The organism is Arthrobacter sp. MYb221, assembly GCF_002979835.1.
Classification (GTDB): domain Bacteria; phylum Actinomycetota; class Actinomycetes; order Actinomycetales; family Micrococcaceae; genus Glutamicibacter.
Window position 1 is genome coordinate 257,516 of record NZ_PCPW01000001.1, and the last position, 17,187, is coordinate 274,702.

At 61.4% G+C, this 17,187-nt stretch carries 18 protein-coding genes; 6 read left to right on the plus strand and 12 right to left on the minus strand.

The genetic code is table 11. The annotated features are described in order from the left end of the window. Positions 1–9 precede the first annotated feature (9 nt). From CQ015_RS01260 to CQ015_RS01285, 6 genes are all read right to left on the minus strand, one after another. The gene (locus CQ015_RS01260) at positions 10–909 is read right to left on the minus strand and encodes an RNA polymerase sigma-70 factor (protein WP_181150322.1); all 900 of its coding nucleotides are present in this window, start codon (positions 907–909) and stop codon (positions 10–12) included. A 5-nt stretch (positions 910–914) separates the two neighbouring features. Beyond that, positions 915–1,496 carry a carboxymuconolactone decarboxylase family protein gene (locus tag CQ015_RS01265; RefSeq protein ID WP_105552075.1) on the minus strand — a complete coding sequence of 194 codons (582 nt, stop codon included), beginning with the start codon at positions 1,494–1,496 and terminating at the stop codon, positions 915–917. 178 nt (positions 1,497–1,674) lie between these two features. Beyond that, a complete protein-coding gene (locus tag CQ015_RS01270; protein ID WP_096284304.1) occupies positions 1,675–1,932 on the minus strand; it encodes a type B 50S ribosomal protein L31 in 258 nt (85 codons plus the stop codon). Positions 1,933–2,065: 133 nt separating this feature from the next. Beyond that, a complete protein-coding gene (locus CQ015_RS01275) occupies positions 2,066–2,905 on the minus strand; it encodes an RNA methyltransferase (protein ID WP_258133437.1) in 840 nt (279 codons plus the stop codon). Then, positions 2,898–3,704 carry a sulfite exporter TauE/SafE family protein gene (locus tag CQ015_RS01280; protein ID WP_105649156.1) on the minus strand — a complete coding sequence of 269 codons (807 nt, stop codon included), beginning with the start codon at positions 3,702–3,704 and terminating at the stop codon, positions 2,898–2,900. The genes CQ015_RS01275 and CQ015_RS01280 overlap by 8 nt, the downstream gene beginning before the upstream one ends. Before the next feature lie 14 nt (positions 3,705–3,718). After that, positions 3,719–4,510, minus strand: coding sequence for an ABC transporter ATP-binding protein (locus CQ015_RS01285; RefSeq protein WP_105649157.1), 792 nt, complete (start codon positions 4,508–4,510; stop codon positions 3,719–3,721). Between the two features lie 480 nt (positions 4,511–4,990). Between CQ015_RS01285 and serB the strand changes: the two genes are divergently transcribed. The 3 genes from serB to CQ015_RS01300 all read left to right on the plus strand — a co-directional run bounded on the left by serB (position 4,991) and on the right by CQ015_RS01300 (position 8,685). Further along, a complete protein-coding gene (gene serB / locus CQ015_RS01290; protein ID WP_105649158.1) occupies positions 4,991–5,914 on the plus strand; it encodes a phosphoserine phosphatase SerB in 924 nt (307 codons plus the stop codon). Positions 5,915–6,074: 160 nt separating this feature from the next. Further along, on the plus strand, positions 6,075–7,814 hold the full coding sequence (locus tag CQ015_RS01295; protein ID WP_105649159.1) for a VanW family protein: 1,740 nt from the start codon (positions 6,075–6,077) through the stop codon (positions 7,812–7,814). A 76-nt stretch (positions 7,815–7,890) separates the two neighbouring features. Continuing rightward, positions 7,891–8,685 carry a GNAT family N-acetyltransferase gene (locus CQ015_RS01300; protein WP_105649160.1) on the plus strand — a complete coding sequence of 265 codons (795 nt, stop codon included), beginning with the start codon at positions 7,891–7,893 and terminating at the stop codon, positions 8,683–8,685. A 129-nt stretch (positions 8,686–8,814) separates the two neighbouring features. Here the strand turns inward: CQ015_RS01300 and CQ015_RS01305 are convergent, their stop codons facing one another. Both CQ015_RS01305 and CQ015_RS01310 read right to left on the minus strand, forming a co-directional pair. After that, complete coding sequence (locus CQ015_RS01305) at positions 8,815–9,564, minus strand: SDR family oxidoreductase (RefSeq protein ID WP_096288766.1); 750 nt, start codon at positions 9,562–9,564, stop codon at positions 8,815–8,817. A gap of 41 nt (positions 9,565–9,605) precedes the next feature. Continuing rightward, the gene (locus CQ015_RS01310) at positions 9,606–10,328 is read right to left on the minus strand and encodes a beta-ketoacyl-ACP reductase (protein WP_096288768.1); all 723 of its coding nucleotides are present in this window, start codon (positions 10,326–10,328) and stop codon (positions 9,606–9,608) included. A gap of 209 nt (positions 10,329–10,537) precedes the next feature. On the opposite strand from CQ015_RS01310, the gene CQ015_RS01315 reads away from it, so the two are divergent. From CQ015_RS01315 to CQ015_RS01325, 3 genes are read left to right on the plus strand one after another with little or no spacing between them, the layout of a single operon-like run. Continuing rightward, a complete protein-coding gene (locus CQ015_RS01315; RefSeq protein WP_105569095.1) occupies positions 10,538–10,942 on the plus strand; it encodes a DUF3099 domain-containing protein in 405 nt (134 codons plus the stop codon). Beyond that, positions 10,943–11,185: an acetone carboxylase gene (locus CQ015_RS01320; protein ID WP_105552068.1), complete on the plus strand. Its 243-nt coding sequence runs from the start codon at positions 10,943–10,945 to the stop codon at positions 11,183–11,185. Then, entirely contained in the window at positions 11,186–12,097 is a 912-nt protein-coding gene (locus CQ015_RS01325) for an SURF1 family protein (protein WP_105649161.1), read from the plus strand. Positions 12,098–12,768: 671 nt separating this feature from the next. Here CQ015_RS01325 and CQ015_RS01330 read toward each other — a convergent pair. The 4 genes from CQ015_RS01330 to CQ015_RS01345 form a co-directional block, all read right to left on the minus strand. Then, positions 12,769–13,101 carry a transcriptional regulator gene (locus tag CQ015_RS01330; RefSeq protein ID WP_105649162.1) on the minus strand — a complete coding sequence of 111 codons (333 nt, stop codon included), beginning with the start codon at positions 13,099–13,101 and terminating at the stop codon, positions 12,769–12,771. Next, complete coding sequence (locus tag CQ015_RS01335; protein ID WP_141393608.1) at positions 13,098–13,880, minus strand: hypothetical protein; 783 nt, start codon at positions 13,878–13,880, stop codon at positions 13,098–13,100. Before CQ015_RS01335 ends, CQ015_RS01330 begins: the two co-directional genes overlap by 4 nt. 395 nt (positions 13,881–14,275) lie before the next feature. After that, complete coding sequence (locus CQ015_RS01340) at positions 14,276–15,877, minus strand: ABC-F family ATP-binding cassette domain-containing protein (RefSeq protein WP_096288781.1); 1,602 nt, start codon at positions 15,875–15,877, stop codon at positions 14,276–14,278. 173 nt (positions 15,878–16,050) lie between these two features. Further along, positions 16,051–17,148 carry a GTP pyrophosphokinase family protein gene (locus CQ015_RS01345; RefSeq protein WP_096288783.1) on the minus strand — a complete coding sequence of 366 codons (1,098 nt, stop codon included), beginning with the start codon at positions 17,146–17,148 and terminating at the stop codon, positions 16,051–16,053. Positions 17,149–17,187: the final 39 nt, after the last annotated feature.

Consider the following 17,187-nt stretch of genomic DNA (forward strand, 5'->3'; position numbering starts at 1 on the left):
ATTCAGCGGCTAGCGCTCCAGCCTGGTTTCCGCCTCCACGCGGCCGAGCTTCTCCGGATTCCGCATGGCGAAAATCCGTGCGACCCTTCCTTCCTCCACCACCAGGCTTATGAGTGAGGGACCGCCTTCTTCATCGTCGATGCGGATGCCCAGGGCCCCGTTGAGCCAGAGAAGCGCGATCTTCGGGTTTTGCGCGGCCTCCGGGAAGAGCCGCAGCAGATTGGTCACCTTCTTCGCACCGTACACCGGCACCCGAACGGCCTGGGCGACGCCGCCGCCGTCGGCGATGAGTATGACCTCGGGAGCCAGCACGTCCATCAGCCCCTGCACATCCCCGGTGGTGACCGCCGCCAGGAAGCTTTCCACGACTTCCCGCTGCTCGCTGCGATCCACGCACATGCGGGGGCGCCGGGCGGCCACATGAGAGCGTGCACGGCTGACGATCTGGCGCACGGCGGCCGCCGACTTGCCCACGGACTCGGCAATTTCCGCGTAAGGCACGTCGAAGACTTCGCGCAGCACGAATACCGCACGCTCCACGGGGGCGAGCGATTCGAGGATGGTGAGCATGGCGATCGAGACGCTTTCGGCCAGCTCCACGTCCTCGGCGACATCCGGCACGGTGAGCAGGGGCTCGGGCAGCCATTGCCCGACGTAGTCCTCCCGCCGCCTGGACAGCGTGCGCAGGCGGTTGAGCGCCTGGCGGCTGACGGTGCGCACGAGGTAGGCCCGCGGGTCGCGGACGGCCGCGCGGACGCCGGGGTCCAATTCGGCCCAACGGAGCCAGGCTTCCTGCACCACGTCCTCGGCATCCGCCGCGGAGCCGAGCATCTCGTAGGCGACGGTGAAGAGCAGGCCGCGGTGCACGAGGAACGGATCCTGCAGGTCAGCGGCGCCGAGGTTGCTCATGCCGCCTATGCTACTCCGCGGCCGCCGCGCTCCGCGAGCGGTTTCAGCCCGCAGGAATCGGCGAATCCCTCGGATTCGATGCCGAGGGCGACGTTGCTGCGGGTGGTGAGGTTGGCGAAGCCGATGACGCTGGTCAGTTCGACTAGCGCCGGCGCGCCCAATTGCTCGAGCAGCCGTGCCGAGAGTTCGTCGGTCACCGAGACGGGCGTGGCGCTCATGGCCTCTGCATACTCCAGGACGTCGCGCTCCAGCGGGGTGAAGACCTCGGACTCGCGCCAGCACGGGATCTGCCGGGCCTTGTCCAGGTCCAGGCCGTGGTTGTGCGCCATGAAGTAGTTGTAGTCCAGGCACCACGTGCAGCCGATGAAAGAGGCCACGGCCATATGGGCGTAAGACTTCAGCGACTCATCGCAGCTGTCCCACTTCTGCACCTTCTGCCCGATGCCCATGGATGCCTTGAGCACGGGCTTGTTGTGCCACATCACGCCCAGGGATTCCGGGACTTTGCCGAACATCTTCGCGCTGAATTTCTTGATGAGTGCACCGTAGAGACCGGTGATTTCTGTGGCCGGGATCCTGTTGGTCATGACTCCTCCTGCGGGTCGGTTCTGGGTCCTATGACATGAAGACACCGCCCGCGCCGGATCTGTGACACCTCGGCTGCGCAGGCCAATCGACCGGCGGTGTGCTGCCGGTTAAAAAGCAAACGGCGCGATTCCAGTCAAACTGGAATCGCGCCGTTTTAAGCTTGCGAGGGGCGAAGAATTACTTCTTGCCGCCGAAGCCCTTGAAGCGGGCGTTGAAGCGCTCGACACGGCCAGCGGTGTCCATGATGCGCTGCTTACCGGTGTAGAACGGGTGCGATGCAGCCGAAATTTCGACGTCGATCACTGGGTAGGTGTTGCCATCTGCCCACTCGATGGTCTTGTCCGACGAACGGGTCGAACGGGTCAGGAACTGCTCGCCGGAAGCCAGGTCGTTGAAGACAACTGGACCGTACTGTGGATGAATATCAGCCTTCATAGCTATACACCTTTTGGTTTATGGCCACTGGATTTTGCCAGCAGCTACTTGCTCGGAAAATTAGCCTGCGACCTCGACCAGGGTCGATACACAGTCATTCCATCCTATCCCACAAAACCAAGTTCTGCGAAACTCAATTGCGTGGCGCGGAGCACAGGTGCCAGAAGGCAATGGCGCTGGCCGCGCCGACGTTCAGCGAGGAGACTTCGCGGCGCATCGGGATCATCACCGCCTGGTCAACCAAGGCCAGGGTCTGCTCTGCCACTCCCCTGCCTTCGTTGCCCAGGATCATCGCAAATTTCTTTCCTTCGGTCATCTCGACCTCGTTGAGCGCCACCGCGTCCTCGGTCAGTTCCATGGCCAGCATCGTGTAGCCATGGTCCTTGAGGATCGCGATATCCTCTGGCCAGGAGTTCAGCCGCACCCAGGGCAGGTCGAAGACGGTGCCCATGGACACGCGCGCGCTGCGCCGATACCAGGGGTCTACGCACTTCGGGGTGATCAGCACCGCGTCGACGCCCAGTCCGGAGGCCGAGCGCAGGATCGCGCCGAGATTGGTGTGGTCGGCGATGTCTTCGAGGATCGCGATCCGCGAGCTGGCGGTGAGCACCTGGCCCAGGTCCAGCGGTGCCGGACGGTTCATCGAGGCCATCGCGCCGCGGTGCAGGTGGAAGCCGACCAGGTCCTGCAGCTGCCGGTCGTTGCCGATGAAGATCGGCACCTCGGGGAAGCGTTCGAACTCTTCGGCCAGCTGGTCCAGGTGCTTTTCGGCCAGCAGGAAGCTGCGCGGCACGTGGCCGGCGTTGATGGCGCGAGTGACCACCGTGGTGCTTTCGGCGATGTACAGGCCGTTTTCCACGTCGGTGCGCATGCGCAGGTGGGCTTCGGAGAGGCGCAGGTATTCGTCCAAACGCGCATCCTCATGCAGATCCTCGACCCGCAGGATGCGTTCGGGGTTGGTGATCTCAGGCACCGGATACCAGCTTGTAGAGCATATTCGCCAAGGCGACGACGCCGAGGATGACGATGACCAGGCGCAGCCATCCCGGGGAGAGCTTGCGTCCCACCTTCGCGCCGATGAACCCGCCGATCAGCGAGCCGACGGCGATCAGCAGGACGATCAGCCAGTGGATGCGTTCCGGTGCGATCAGCAGGTAAATCCCGGCGGCGACGAGGTTCACGAGCAGCGAAAGGATCACCTTGATGGCGTTGGACTGCTGCAGGGAAGCCTGCAGGAAGACGCCGAAGACCGCCATGAGCAGCACGCCCTGGGCGGCGGTGAAGTATCCGCCGTAGACGCCGATGACAAAGACCAGCACGTAGAGGATCAGCGGGATCTTCGCGCGGTCCGCGTCGTCCGGGTCGCTTCCGCCGCGCTGCGCTTGCCGGGTTTTGGCCCAGGCGGCGAGCTTCGGCTGGTAGATGACCAGCACCAAGGCGCAGAGCAGCAGCACCGGGGCGACCACACCGAACACCGATTCGGGCAGGTTCAGCAGCAGCAGCGAACCGATCAGTCCGCCGATCAGGGAGACCGGCACCAGTTTCAGCAGGGTCTTCTTCACGCTGGCCGCTTCGCGGCGGTAGCCCCAGGCGCCGGAGAAGCCTCCGGCGATCAGGCCCATGGCGTTGGAGACCACCGCGTTGACCGGGGTGATTCCCAATGCGACCAGGATGGGGAAGGTCACCAGCGTGCCCGACCCCACCACCGTGTTGATGGTTCCCGCCCACAGGCCGCCGAGCAGGATTAACGCTTCACGCCAAAATTCGATCACAGTTCAGCGCGTCCTTAGCCTTGGCGGCGCGCGACGGCGGAGTAGCGGCCGGCGTCTTCGCGCATGCTCAGCTCCATCCCGTAGGTTGCCTTGAGGTTTTCCTCGGTCAGGGTGGAGGCGATTTCGCCCGCGGCGACCACTTCGCCGTCCTTGAGCATCAAGATGTGGGTGAAGCCAGGCGGTATTTCCTCGAGGTGGTGGGTCACCAGCACCAGGGCCGGGGAGTCTTCATCGGCGGCCAGCTCGGTGAGCTTGGTCACCAGTTCTTCGCGCCCGGCAAGATCCAGGCCTGCGGCTGGTTCGTCGAGAATCAGCAGTTCCGGGTCGGTCATCAGCGCACGGGCGATGAGTACGCGCTTGCGCTCGCCTTCGGATAGCTTGCCGAATGGCTGGTTCATGAAGGTGGACATGCCCCACTGGTGGAGCATCGAGAAGGCCCGGCGTTCGTCGAGGCGTTCGTACTTCTCGCGCCAACGCCCGGTCATCCCGTACGCGGCGGTGAGGACCACATTCAGCGCTGTCTCGTTGCCGGGAATAGCGTTGGCGACCAGTGCCGAGCTCAAGCCGATCAGCGGCCGCAGTTCGAAAACGTCGACCTTGCCCATGGTTTCGCCCAAAATGCCCGCGGTGCCGCGGGAGGGATGCAGACGGGTGGCTGCAATGTTCATCAGGGTTGACTTGCCGGCGCCATTGGGGCCCAGCACAATCCACCGCTGGCCTTCTGTGACTTCCCAGGACACGTCGTTGAGCAGGTCTTTACCCCCGCGCACCACGCTGACATCGTTGAAAGTTAGCACTTCGCTCATGGTTTTTAAGCCTAGACTTTCGTTCTCTGATTCACTAATTGAAAACACCGCTGCAGCTGTGCAATATGACTCCACAGCCCGTGGTGGACCGGCCGAGCGCCGAATAGCAGTCTAGCCGCGGCGGGTACCCCGCTCGCCAAGGAGGCGGATCACCGGCAGGCTTCCCGCTGAGTGCGCGGCGAGAAGCTAACCCGGCACCGGGCAGTTTCTCGCTTTCGGCATCGGTGAGCCGAATCCTGCTGCGGAAATCCTCTCTCGCTCGGTGGTCAAGGACAAGAAACCAGACTCACCCGAGCAGGTGGTGCGCGCCGAGCTGGGTAATCCCGGCAACGGATCGCTCGCGTCCATCAGGCCTGCTGGCACATTGGCCATCCGAAACTCATTGAACCAACGTGTACAAGTGCATTGGCTCTACCGCCAGCGGAAAGGAACCGACCGTCATGTTTGGTCGTACTTGGCTCCAGAGACGAAAATAGTTTCATGGCTTCAACTTTGACCCTCGTCTCCCGACCGGCACTACCCCGCGAAACTTTCGATTCGCTCATCGACCATGTGGGCAAGGCCCTGCCCCTCGCCGCCGACGCCGCATTGAGCGTGCAGCATTCAGCCGAGCGCATGGTGGCTAGGGTGCGCATCGAGAATGCTGATTCGACCGCATTGCGAATCGCGGCGCAAGAGGCCTTTGACGCCTACGTCGCAACCGGTGCGCTTGCTGCTGCGGACGCATGCGTGACCGTGGTGGATTCCGCGCTGACCGATGCGCCGCGCATGCTGCTGCTGATGGATGTCGATTCAACCCTGATCAAGCAGGAAGTCATCGAATTGCTTGCGGCCCATGCCGGGCGCGAGGAGGAGGTCGCCGCGGTCACCGAAGCTGCGATGCGCGGGGAATTGGACTTCGCCCAATCGCTGATTCAGCGTGTGGCCACACTCAAAGACCTGCCGGAAACCGTCTTGAGCGAAGTCATTGCGCGCGTGGTCTACTCCGACGGCGCACGCGAACTGGTGCAGCGCTTCCATGCAGCCGGGCACCTGGTCGGCGTGGTCTCCGGCGGATTCCAGCAGATCCTGGACCCCTTGGCGGCAGAGCTCAAGCTGGATCACGCGCTGGCAAATACCCTGGGCATCACCGCGGGCCTGCTCGACGGCACCGTGCATGGCCAGATCGTGGATCGCGCCATGAAGGAAAAGATGCTGCGCGCCTGGGCGGCCGAACACGGCATCGGCATGGAGGCAACCATCGCCGCCGGGGACGGTGCCAACGATTTGGACATGGTCAACGCCGCAGGACTGGGTGTAGCCTTCAACGCGAAGCCGGCGCTGCGGGAGCAAGCGGGCGCGCGCATCGATTTTGGCCGCCTGGATGTGATCGCCGACCTAGTATTGGATGACCTGGCGGCCTGAAATCCAACAACTCGATAACAATTCAGGCGATTGCTCACACAACACCGCGTGTCGGTTGCTCCACCCGTTAGTATTTCTTTTGGTGCATTGCTGTACTTGGAAGTAATAATTCACGTACCGTGCCCGACCCCAATCGCTTTTCGAAAGAGCTAACAGACAAGTGCAGACTCCCTCCCCGGACAGTTCATCCTCACCCTCCGCTCGCAACGGTTCCAAGGGCAAGGCCAAGAGCAAGGCCAAGCCCTGGATCATTACCGGTTCGTGCGTGGTGGCTGCGGCGGCGCTCTATTTCGGCGGTGCAGCCTTCGTGAGCGCCCAGATCCCGGCTAATACGAGCATCGCCGGGGTGAACATCGGTTCGATGAGCCAGGACGAAGCACGAGCCGCCCTGAGTGAATCCGTGGCGCCCTTGGCGGCGGAGCCCTTCGAGGTCCTGGTAAATGCCCAGAGCTACAAAATTGATCCGGCCAAGGCGGGGCTGACGCTCAACATCGATGACACGGTCGCGGACCTGACCGGATACGAAGCAAACCCGGCCGATCTGCTCGATCGCTTAACCGGCAAATACACCGCCACCGCGAGCATCGACGTAGACAACGACAAGCTCAACACCGAACTTCAGGCGCTGGCCAAGAAGGCAAACGCCGAGGTCGCCGAGGGAGATATCACCTTCGCCGAGGGCAAGGCAACGCTCGTCGCGCCCGTTGATGGCGTCGTATTAAAGCAAGATGAGGCCGCCAGCTTGCTGAGCGAAGAATGGCGCATCGGCGCCGCCGGGATTGAGCTGCCCAGTGAGGTCACCAAGCCGGAGATTTCCCCCGATGCCTTGCAGTCCTTCTATGACGACCAGGTGAAGTCCTTGCTCAAGGACAAGGTCACCTTGACCTCAGATCAGAAGAAAGTCGACATTTCGACCGCTTCGATCGCCGCCGCGGCCAGCTACACGCCGAAGGACGGCGCCCCGGCCATCACCCTGGACGACAAGAAGCTTTTCAACGCGGCGACCAAGAATTCCGAGCTGAGCAGCACGGCCAAGAACGCCCGCATCACGCTGGCAAACGGCAAGCCCGCCATCAAGAAATCGGTGCCCGGTGTCGCGCTCGAGACCAAGGGCCTCGGTGCCAAGGTACTGGCCGCGACCGAAACCAAGGAACGCACCGCAAAGGTGGTGCTGAGCGCTTCGGAAGCCGACTTCACCACCGAAGACGCCAAGAAGCTGGGCATCAAGGAAGAGATCGTCGAATTCTCGACCCCCTACCCGGCCAATGACACGGTCCGCACCAAGAACCTGCGTGCGGGCTCGGCACGCATCAACGGAACCGTGATCGAGCCCGGGGAGAACTTCTCGCTGCTCAAGGCCCTGGGCCCAATCACCGTGGCCAACGGCTACTTCGGTTCCGGTGTGGTGGTCGACGGCTTCTCCACTGAAGCAGTTGGCGGCGGCCTGTCGCAGATCTCCACCCAGTTGTACAACGTCGGCTTCCTTGCCGGCTACGACGACGTCACCCACAAGCCGCACTCCCGCTGGTTCGAACGCTACCCGGCCGGGCGCGAAGCCACCCTGTGGGAAGGCTCGGTCGACATGATCTGGAAGAACAACACCCCCTATGGTGTGATGATCCAGGCCTGGGTATCCGGGGACCGGGTGCACACCCGGCTGTGGAGCACCGACTACTGGAAGGTCTCGCAGAAGAGCTCGGGCAAGTACAACCAGACGAACCCGGAGACCAAGTACAACACCGCCAAGGAATGCGTTTCCGAAAGCGGCGGGCAGAAGGGCTTCACCATCGACATCACGCGCAATCGCACGACGATTGACGGTTCGAAAACCCTGCCACCGGATGTCAAGAGCTGGACCTACCAGCCATGGCACAAGGTGATCTGCGGCGAGAAGCCGTAACCGCACAACTTCCCAGGGCGCCTACTGATTACTCAGGAGGCGCCCTTTTGATCCATCCGGCAGGAGGGAACCAACCATGGGCACAGCATTGGCCGCAGAATTTCTTGGTTTATACGACGAGCAGCTTCGCACCGATGCAGAAACGCCGAGCGCGCTCAACGTGGCACGGCTCGGTCCACTGCGCCTGGTGAGCTTCGCGGAGGGCCGGGGGTTCATCACCTACCCGCACGTTGACCGGGCCAGCGGGATTGATCTTTCCAGCCTAGTTGGCGAGGCATTGACCCACTACGAACTAGCGCCCGAGATCACCCGGGTTGAGTGGAAGACGCGCGGCCACGATCATGCACCCGGACTGCACGACGAGTTGCTAGCCCATGGATTCGTTGCCGAAGAATCCGAGTCCATCATGATTGGGCCGGCAGCGGATCTCGCGGTGGACGTCGAATTGCCGGCAGGCGTTCGGCTGCGCCAAGTTTCAACCGAGACAGAAGTGCGCGCGATGTGTGCGATGCAGGATGAGGCCTTCGGCGATCCGGTGTCGGAGCATCACGCCGAGGCGGTGTTGCAGCGCCTGGCCACCGATGACGGGATGGAACTCTGGGTTGCCGAAGCCAATGGGCAGATCGTCAGTGCCGGAAGGCTTGAACCCGTTCCCGGAACGCAATTTGCAGGCATCTGGGGCGGCGGAACCCTTGAGCAATGGCGCGGAAGAGGGATCTACCGTGCGCTGACGGCTGCTCGGGCCCGCTCCGCGCTGAAGTTGGGCAAAACGCTGATCCATAGCGACTCTACCGAGTACTCCCGTCCCATCCTCGAACGCTATGGTCTGCTGAAGGTCTCCGCAACCACCCCCTATCAGTGGACATGCTAACCTCAGCGGATTCTTCGCAGGCCAGCCCCGACGGCACGCCCCCGCGAGCTGATGCTTAAAGCCTGCTGCCCGCCCCAACTCTGGGGGCGGGCAACAGGCTTTGGAGTTGATCAGCTGATCAGCAGGTAGTTACTGGCCGGCCTGCTTCAGGAAGTCCTCGGCGCCGCCAACGTACTCGGTGTGACCGGTTTCCACCTCGGCGAAGACCATCTTGGCAACCTCGGCGCCGAACTCCTCGACGGAGTACAGCTTGCCGGCGGCCTCGCGGCGGGCCTCGATGGCGCCTGGTTCTACGCGGTTGAGCAGGGTCGCGGTGATGGTGCCCTCGATCATGTCGCCGGAGACGACAACGAAGTCGATATTCTTCTCGGCCAGCCTCGGGATGAACTCGCGCAAGGCGTCTTCACCCGCACGCTTGGACTGCGCGACCTGGTCGTAGGCATCCATGGTGGAGACCTGCTTGATGAAGTGCGCCTGGTGGCTGGTCACGAAGACCACGCGGCCGCCCTCGCTCAGCTTTGGCAGGGCCGCCTCGAGCATTGCGACCTGCGCGTCACGGTTCAAGCGCAGCGCGTAGTTCTCCCCCATGGAGGTTTCCATGCCGCCGGAGGCGTTCAGCACCAGCACGTCGAGGGAACCGAAGTTTTCGACCGCTGCGTCGACCAGGGCCTGCGGGCCCTCGACGGTGGTCAGGTCCGAGCCGACGGCGACAGCCTTGCCGCCCTTTTCCTCGATGGTGCTCACGATCTTGTTGGCTCGTGGCGCCTTAGCGCGGTAGTTGATCACCACGCCGACACCCTGTTCTGCGAGGATCTGTGCGGTGACAGCGCCGATGCCGCGGGAAGAACCGGTGACAATTGCACCCTTGTATTCGCTCAACTTTTCTTACTCCTTAGGATGATTGAAGATTGGGGGTAGTTCTAGTGGCCCATGCCCAAGCCGCCATCGACCGGGATCACGGCACCGGAGATGTAGGCCGCTTCGTCGCTGGCAACCCAGCGGACCACGTTGGCAACCTCTTCGGGTTCGGCGAAGCGGTTGGCCGGGATGGACTGCAGGTACGACTTCTGGGTTTCTTCCGGAAGCACGGCGGTCATTTCGGTATTGATGAAGCCCGGGGCGACCACGTTGGCGGTGATATTGCGCGAACCCAGCTCGCGGGTCAGCGAACGGGCGATACCCACCAGCCCGGCCTTGGACGCGGCGTAGTTGATCTGGCCCGGCGAGCCGTAGAGCCCCACCACCGAGGAGATGAGCACTATGCGCCCACGCTTCAGGCGCAGCATGCCCTTGGTTGCGCGTTTGATCACACGGAAGGCGCCGGTCAGGTTCGTATCGATCACCGAGGTGAAGTCGTCTTCGCTCATGCGCAACAGGAGGGTGTCTTTGGTAACACCGGCGTTTGCGACGAGCACCTCGACCGGGCCGTGAGCCGCTTCGACCTCTTTGAAGGCCGCGTCGATCGACTCCGCGTCGGTGACATCCGCCTTCACGCCCAGCAGCCCGGCAGGCACCTCGCCACTGCGGTAAGTGATCGCTACCTTGTCGCCGTTAGCTTCGAACGAACGCGCAATGGCCAGGCCGATTCCGCGGTTTCCGCCGGTGACCAGTACGCTGCGGCCGTTGGTGGTATCCGTGCTCAATGTTTTTCTCCATCCATGCATCTCCTGCACGCCGTCGATTTGCGGGCGAAGGATCAGGCACTTTGCTTAGGTCAGTAGCTACTCCGAGAACAATCCTATTAGCTACCACGCAGTATTACCGCTTCGACGGCATGTAGAAATTCGGTTCTCACAGGCTCAAGTGAGAGAATAGGGGCAGAAATAACCCCGTTGAGCGAAGTTCGAAAGCCATGTCACACCAGCACTCGAACCCCGGTCCCAAGGACCAGCCGGTTCATCGCATTACCGAAGCGCACGAGTCCCATAGCTCCGAGCGCGATCTGCGTGTGCGCAAATACACGATATCCATGACCGTGCGCATGGTGTGCTTCATCTTGGCTTTCTTTTTTGAAGGCTGGATACGCTGGGTCATGCTGGCCGGCGCGATCGTTCTTCCTTATATCGCGGTAGTCATCGCCAACGGAGGTGCCGATCTGACCAAGCGAGAGCCGCCGGCGGAGTTCTACACGGGCACCGAACCGGAACAGCTTGAAAACAAGGTCCAGGCCACCGGGGCCGAGGAACCAGAGGTGGTCATCATCGATGGCACACTCGTAGAGCCGGCCCCGCCAACCGAGACTCCGAAGGAGCAGTAAATGGATCTGTTAGGTTCGCTTGGCGGCGCAAATTCCGCCCCGGCCCCGGTGCAGTGCTCCCGCAAGGGATGCCGCCAGCCCGCCGAATACCAGCTTTTGTGGAACAACCCCAAAATCCACACCCCGGAACGACGCAAGATCTGGTTGGCCTGCCAAGAGCATCGCGAATGGCTGGAGACCTACCTCAAGGAACGCTTGCTCTATAAGGAAACCCTGCCAATGGGCGAAGGAGCCAATCAGTAAATGTACCGTTTTTTGGCCAGCACCCGCTGGGTGGGCTGGTTGCTGCTCGTCGTGATCTTCGCCGCAGCCTGCACGGGTCTTGGCAAATGGCAGGCAGATCGCCGCGCCGAGGTGCTCACCGCGATCACCCACGTGAACAACAACTACGATGCCGAAGCGGTCTCCGGGAACGCGGCCCTGTCCAAGTTCGACGCGCTGCCCGAAGAAGATACCTGGATGACGGTGAAGCTCACCGGCCAGTACCTCGCCGAGGACACACGTATCGTGCGCAACCGCATCAAGGCGGCCCGTCCGGGCTATGAGGTGCTGGTGCCTTTCCGCACCGAGTCCGGCGCCACGGTCATTATCGACCGCGGCTACCTGCCCATCGGCAACTCCGAAAACGGTCGCCCCGATGAGGTCCCGGCTCCCCCAACGGGCACCGTCACGCTGGAGGCTCGGCTGAAGCCAACCGAAGTCAAACTGGATCGTGGTGCCCCCGAGGGCCAGCTAGCTTCCATCTTCCTGCCGGGCTATGCCGCGGATCTTGGCTACCCAATCGCCGAAGGCGCCTACGGCATCATGTACGCGGAAGATCCGGCGCCGGCCACGACGCCGCTTGCGCTGGACAAGCCAGACACCGATGAAGGCCCGCACCTGTCCTACTCCTACCAGTGGTACGCCTTCGGCGTGCTTGCCTTCGTCGGCTTCTGGTACGCGGTGAAGCAACAGCGAAAGATCAACGCCGAAGACGCCGCCGAGCTGGCCGAGGCGAAGGCACTGGGCTTCGACGAACCGGTGCACCGGGTGCGCAAGCTGCGCGCGAAGCAGGAGAAGAAGTTCAGGCGCGACGGCACGCTGACCGACGAGGCCTACGAGGACGCGATGCTCGATGAACCGCGCGACGCCGGCTCCTCCAGCGAATCGCGCTGAGTACAGCAAAACTTCAGACCCTAACCGGAACTCGGTTAGGGTCAGTTGTTTCAGCTGAGAATCTGCCCCCAAGCGAGGTGCGTCGGCATCTTGGATCAGCCCCCCGGGTTGCTGCTTGCGTCCAGGGATCGTCTCCACATCGCAGGCTGGTATCCGAGCTCCAACGAGATATCTCGGTGCCCTAGCCATTTCGCCAGTGATTTAGCGACCCGGAATATCTTGGAAAATTTTGCCCGGGATTGCGTCAGGCTACCGATAATTTACAAAACGTTGGTTCGGCGGCCGGTTCAAGTCAGTTGAATCTGTTGAATCGCAGGAAGGCGCGGAGCGCTGTGTGCGGAACCAGTCGTTCCGGCAGCTTGCGCTGTCCTATCTTGAGCGGATTGAACCGTACTGCGGTGAGACCAATCTATACCCCCCTGCATTAATTTGCGGTTGGGGCGATTGGGTAACCATCAGAACAGGTTCAAAATTGTGAAGCTACTCCAAATCCAGTGGCTAGAGATTCTGAACAACGAATCAGCTACCGTGATGGTCGCATCTGATCAACTGACGTTCTTACAATTGGTGAAAACTGTATGCGATTCCGAGAGTGCGGCACGCCAGACGAGTTAGATTGTGAACCTGCTGGAACCGAACAATTTTATAACGGACGATCCACTGCTGCTGAATTAGCTCAGATCTTCGCCGTGCCCAGCTGCAATTTCTTGAAGCGCTGCGAGATGACGCCTAAATGCGGCAGTTCCTGCCGGAGTCGCACGCACCCAAGTACCTGGTTTATTTGCGACATACCCTTTTCGCGGCACAACATAGCCAGTTTTTTGCAGGTAGCTGATCGCTTTGCTAAGGGTTGAATCTTCTGTTTCAATCATGTCCCGCAATGTTGCAAAATCGAATTCTGCGTCTTCTCGCACCGCGGCCATGAGCGAAAACCGAACTGGTGTGAGCAAAGCATCATCCAGTTGGTGTCGTGGATGCTGTTTCTCATTCTCTCCGCCGCTCATGATCGTTGCTTGCTAAGTAACGCGCCGAGAGCCATGGGAAGCGCAACAACGATCGCGCTTACGACTCCAACTACAGGAGAGTCCCATGTCGTGCGTATAGCGACCAGCATGGACAACTGGTACAAGAAAAACGACAATCCGAAAGCGAACCACTCTTGATCTCTCCAGTGGGCACCGAGTTTGACCAATCCTCTGCTGGAGGCACCTAAAATGACCAGCGCCAACATTAACATGCTCATTACGAACTGGGCGAGAGCGAACCAGGAAAAATAGAGCGAGAAAATCGCGATTCCTAAGTAGAGGGCCGCTGCGAGAGTGCCAAGCCGAGTACGGAGGTTCAGCGGCGCGAGATTCCATGCTCTGCGACTCTGCTGCACCTGGTTCCCGGTGCGCCGGCGCCCGGCCAACGTGCTCGCAGCCATCGGTAAGACTATGAGCGCTGCGGTTACAAGACACATCCACCACGGTATGGCGATTCCCAACATACTTGCAGTCGGCAATGCCGCAAATAAAAGGACGGCGAATAAGACACTAACCAACTTGCGACCTTTCAACACAATAACTGCTGAGGCCGATTCCCGATGATTAGCACCCTGAATCAATAACGTGTACATCAGCATGGGCAGGATTAGCAATGTCGCACATAGCCGCCCGGCGTATGCATCCGAAATGCCAAGATGCCCTAGAGGTCCGGTAAATACCAACAGAAAAGTTGCTATATATGTAAAGAACACCGCCGGTTTCCATTTGCTACGGGCGGACTGGAGGTTCTGGGCCACTAGTTCCTGTGTGCGAGCATCTACCCGTTTGGCCTCCTCCAGCATTCGAGCGGCAGTCTTCGGGTCGGGGTGCGGCCACCCATCAAGACCATCGTCAGCAGGTGAACTATCCATACTTCCAAGATAGCAGGAACTTTCTCCTTGGAAAGTGGATATGGATCAGCACTTCAACCGGCTACTTCGAGCCAGAACCTGTTAATTCCGATAGTTTTAGCCAGGTGCTCAAGTTCCCGGAAGCGTGCACCGCCTCCGGATTTTCTAATATCCCCGTCTTTGGACGAATTTTCACGAGCCGACGGCAGACAGTGCAGACTTAACCTCACGGCTGGATATAACACCAAGGGCCGGCACACTGTGCAAGTGTGCCGGCCCGCGATGAATGTGCAGTCGCTGATTTAGGTCAGTGAGACCAATTCCAGGTAGCCGTCGTTGAACAGGTCTTCGTCGCCATCGGGCAAGATGACCACGCGTTCAGGCTTCAGGGCCGACACCGCGCCCTCATCGTGGCTGACCATGACCACGGCACCCGGGAAGGTGGACAGCGCGCCAAGCACCTCTCCGCGCGAGGCGGGGTCGAGGTTGTTAGTCGGCTCATCGAGCAAGAGCACATTCGCGCTGGAAGCCACGATGGTCGCCAGGGCCAGACGGGTCTTCTCGCCGCCGGAGAGCACCCCGGCGGACTTGGACACATCATCGCCGACGAACATGAACGAGCCGAGGATCGAACGCACGTCTGCATCGTTGAGGTGATCGGGCGCGTTGCGGCGCATGTTCTCCAGCACGGTGGCTTCGGTATCCAGGGTGTCGTGCTCCTGGGCGAAGTAGCCGATCTTCAGGCCGTGGCCCGGAACGATCTCACCGGTGTCTGGTTCGGAGACACCGGCCAGCATGCGCAGCAAGGTGGTCTTACCGGCACCGTTCAGGCCCAGGATGACTACCTTGGAACCGCGGTCGATTGCCAAGGACACGTCGGTGAAGATTTCCAGCGAACCATAGGCCTTCGACAGGCCCTCGGCCATCAGCGGGGTCTTGCCGCAAGGGGCAGGATCCGGGAAGCGCAGCGCCGCGACACGATCGTTGGCACGCACATCCTCGAGTCCCGAGAGCATGCGGTCCACACGCTTGAGCATCGACTGGGCGGCGGAGGCACCGGAGGCACGGGCCTTCATCTTGTTGGCCTGCGCCGTCAAGACCGAGGCCTTCTTCTCGATGTTGCCGCGCTCGCGCTTGCGGGCGCGCTCGTCGGTTTCGCGCTGGACCTGGTAGCGCTTCCAATTCATGTTGTAGACATCCACCGTGGCGCGGTTGGCGTCCAGGAAGAGCACCTTGTTCACGGTGGCGTCCAGCAGGCCGGTATCGTGGCTGATCATCAGCACGCCGCCGGCATAATTCTTGATGAAGTCGCGCAGCCAGGTGATGGAGTCGGCGTCCAAGTGGTTGGTCGGCTCGTCAAGCAGCAGCGTTTCGGCGTCCGAGTAGAGGATGCGGGCAAGCTCCACACGGCGGCGCTGACCACCGGAGAGCGTGCTCAACGGCTGGTCCAGGATGCGTTCTGGCAGATCCAGATTCGAACAGATCGCGGCGGCTTCGGATTCTGCGGCATAACCGCCGGCGGCCATGAACTCGGCTTCAAGGCGGTCGTAGCGGCGCATGGCCTTGGCGGAGATGCTGGCGTCTTCGCTGGCCATCTCCTCGCGGTTCTTGGCCAGCTTGTTCAGCACGATATCCAGCCCGCGGGCCGCCAGGATGCGGTCGCGCGCGAGCTGCTCCATGTCCGGAGTCTTCGGGTCCTGCGGCAGGTAGCCGATGGAGCCCTTGTTTGACACGTCGCCGCCGGTTGGCTGGGTTTCCCCGGCCAGAACCTTGGTCATGGTGGTCTTACCGGCACCGTTACGACCCACCAGTCCGATCTTGTCGCCCTTGTCAATCCGGAAGTTTACTTCGTCCATCAGCAAGCGGGCGCCGACGCGTAGCTCAAGGTTGGCTACGGAAATCATATGGTGTGGCCCTTTCGAAACGGGGTAAGGAAAATCTATTGGCCCTATCAAGGGCAACTTTACTATCCTACCGGTCGCCCAGCTGGGTTATGCCTTACTGTGTGCGAATCGACATCGGAAGCAAAAAGCCGCCGCCCGCCACCGGGTCTTGGTGGCGGGCGGAGGCAGGTAGCTTAGCCGCGCTGCGTGGAGCGGAAGTCCTTCATCTGAATCAGCCGGCGGCGCAGCGACGCCTCGCGGCGCAGATCCGAGCCGCTGGTCTTTTCGATATGCTCCTTGCCGAAGCGCCACAGCAGCACGTCGTCGAGCAGCCGGTCCGGCCCCGGAGAATACCGGTGGTCCAGCGCCGCGCGGACCTCGGTGACCACATTCGCGTCCAGGAGCTCGGCCAGCTGCCAGGTCGCGTCGATGCCGTGCGCGCCGAGCAGTTCGGCAGCCCAGGACCAGTCGTCATCGCGTTTGCGGTCCACATGCGGCAGCAGGGTCTGCCAGATTTCACCGATCTTCTCCCCCGAGAGCTTCTCGGCGCCCAGCCCCTGCCGGTCGTGATAGCCATTCATCCGGTGGTAGAGATCGTCGATGTCGGTGAAGTAGTTCTCCACGGTTTCGAGCATCGCGGAGGTCGCGGTGAAATGCCGGTCGATCTGCGGGTTCCAGGCCGCCTCGCCGGGATGCTTAAAGCGAATATCGTGCTCCATCTCGCTCCAGGCGTGCTGGAGCACCGTGCGGATTTGCACCTCGAAGACGAAGTTGCCGCTGGGAACCACCGGCTTGCCCAGGGCCTCCTGGAATTTGGAAACGCTCGGTTCATTGCGGGTTTTGAGCAGCAGGTGGCGTGAGGAGTAGCCGTAGGTTCCGGATTCCACCGAACCGATGTCCTTCTCCCGGTCGCTGCGGCAATCGAAGTCCTCGCGGTGGGCCTTGATCAGCGTAGCGACCTGCTGGATTTCGTGGGGCAGCATCACGATGATGCGCAGCCCCACCATGTCGTGGATTTCGCGCAACGGGTTGGGGAATTCGAGCACCGGGTTTGTTTCCGGGGTTTCCTGCAGCTGGCGCGAGGCCTTGGACCGGAAGGACTCCGGAGTCTTCACCCTTCCGGTCACGAACAAGGGTTGGACTTCACTGCCGTGGAACAACGAACGGATCTTGGTTTTCATCGCGCTGAGCACCTCGTCGAGCTCGGCACCGACCGCTTCGAAACGAGTAACTGCCTCGTCGATCTGGTCGCTGAACTGTGCCGGTTCGGTGCTGCTGGTCGATTGATCCATAGTCTTGCCTCCTAGTGCGGTGAAATGCAATAAGTCCTT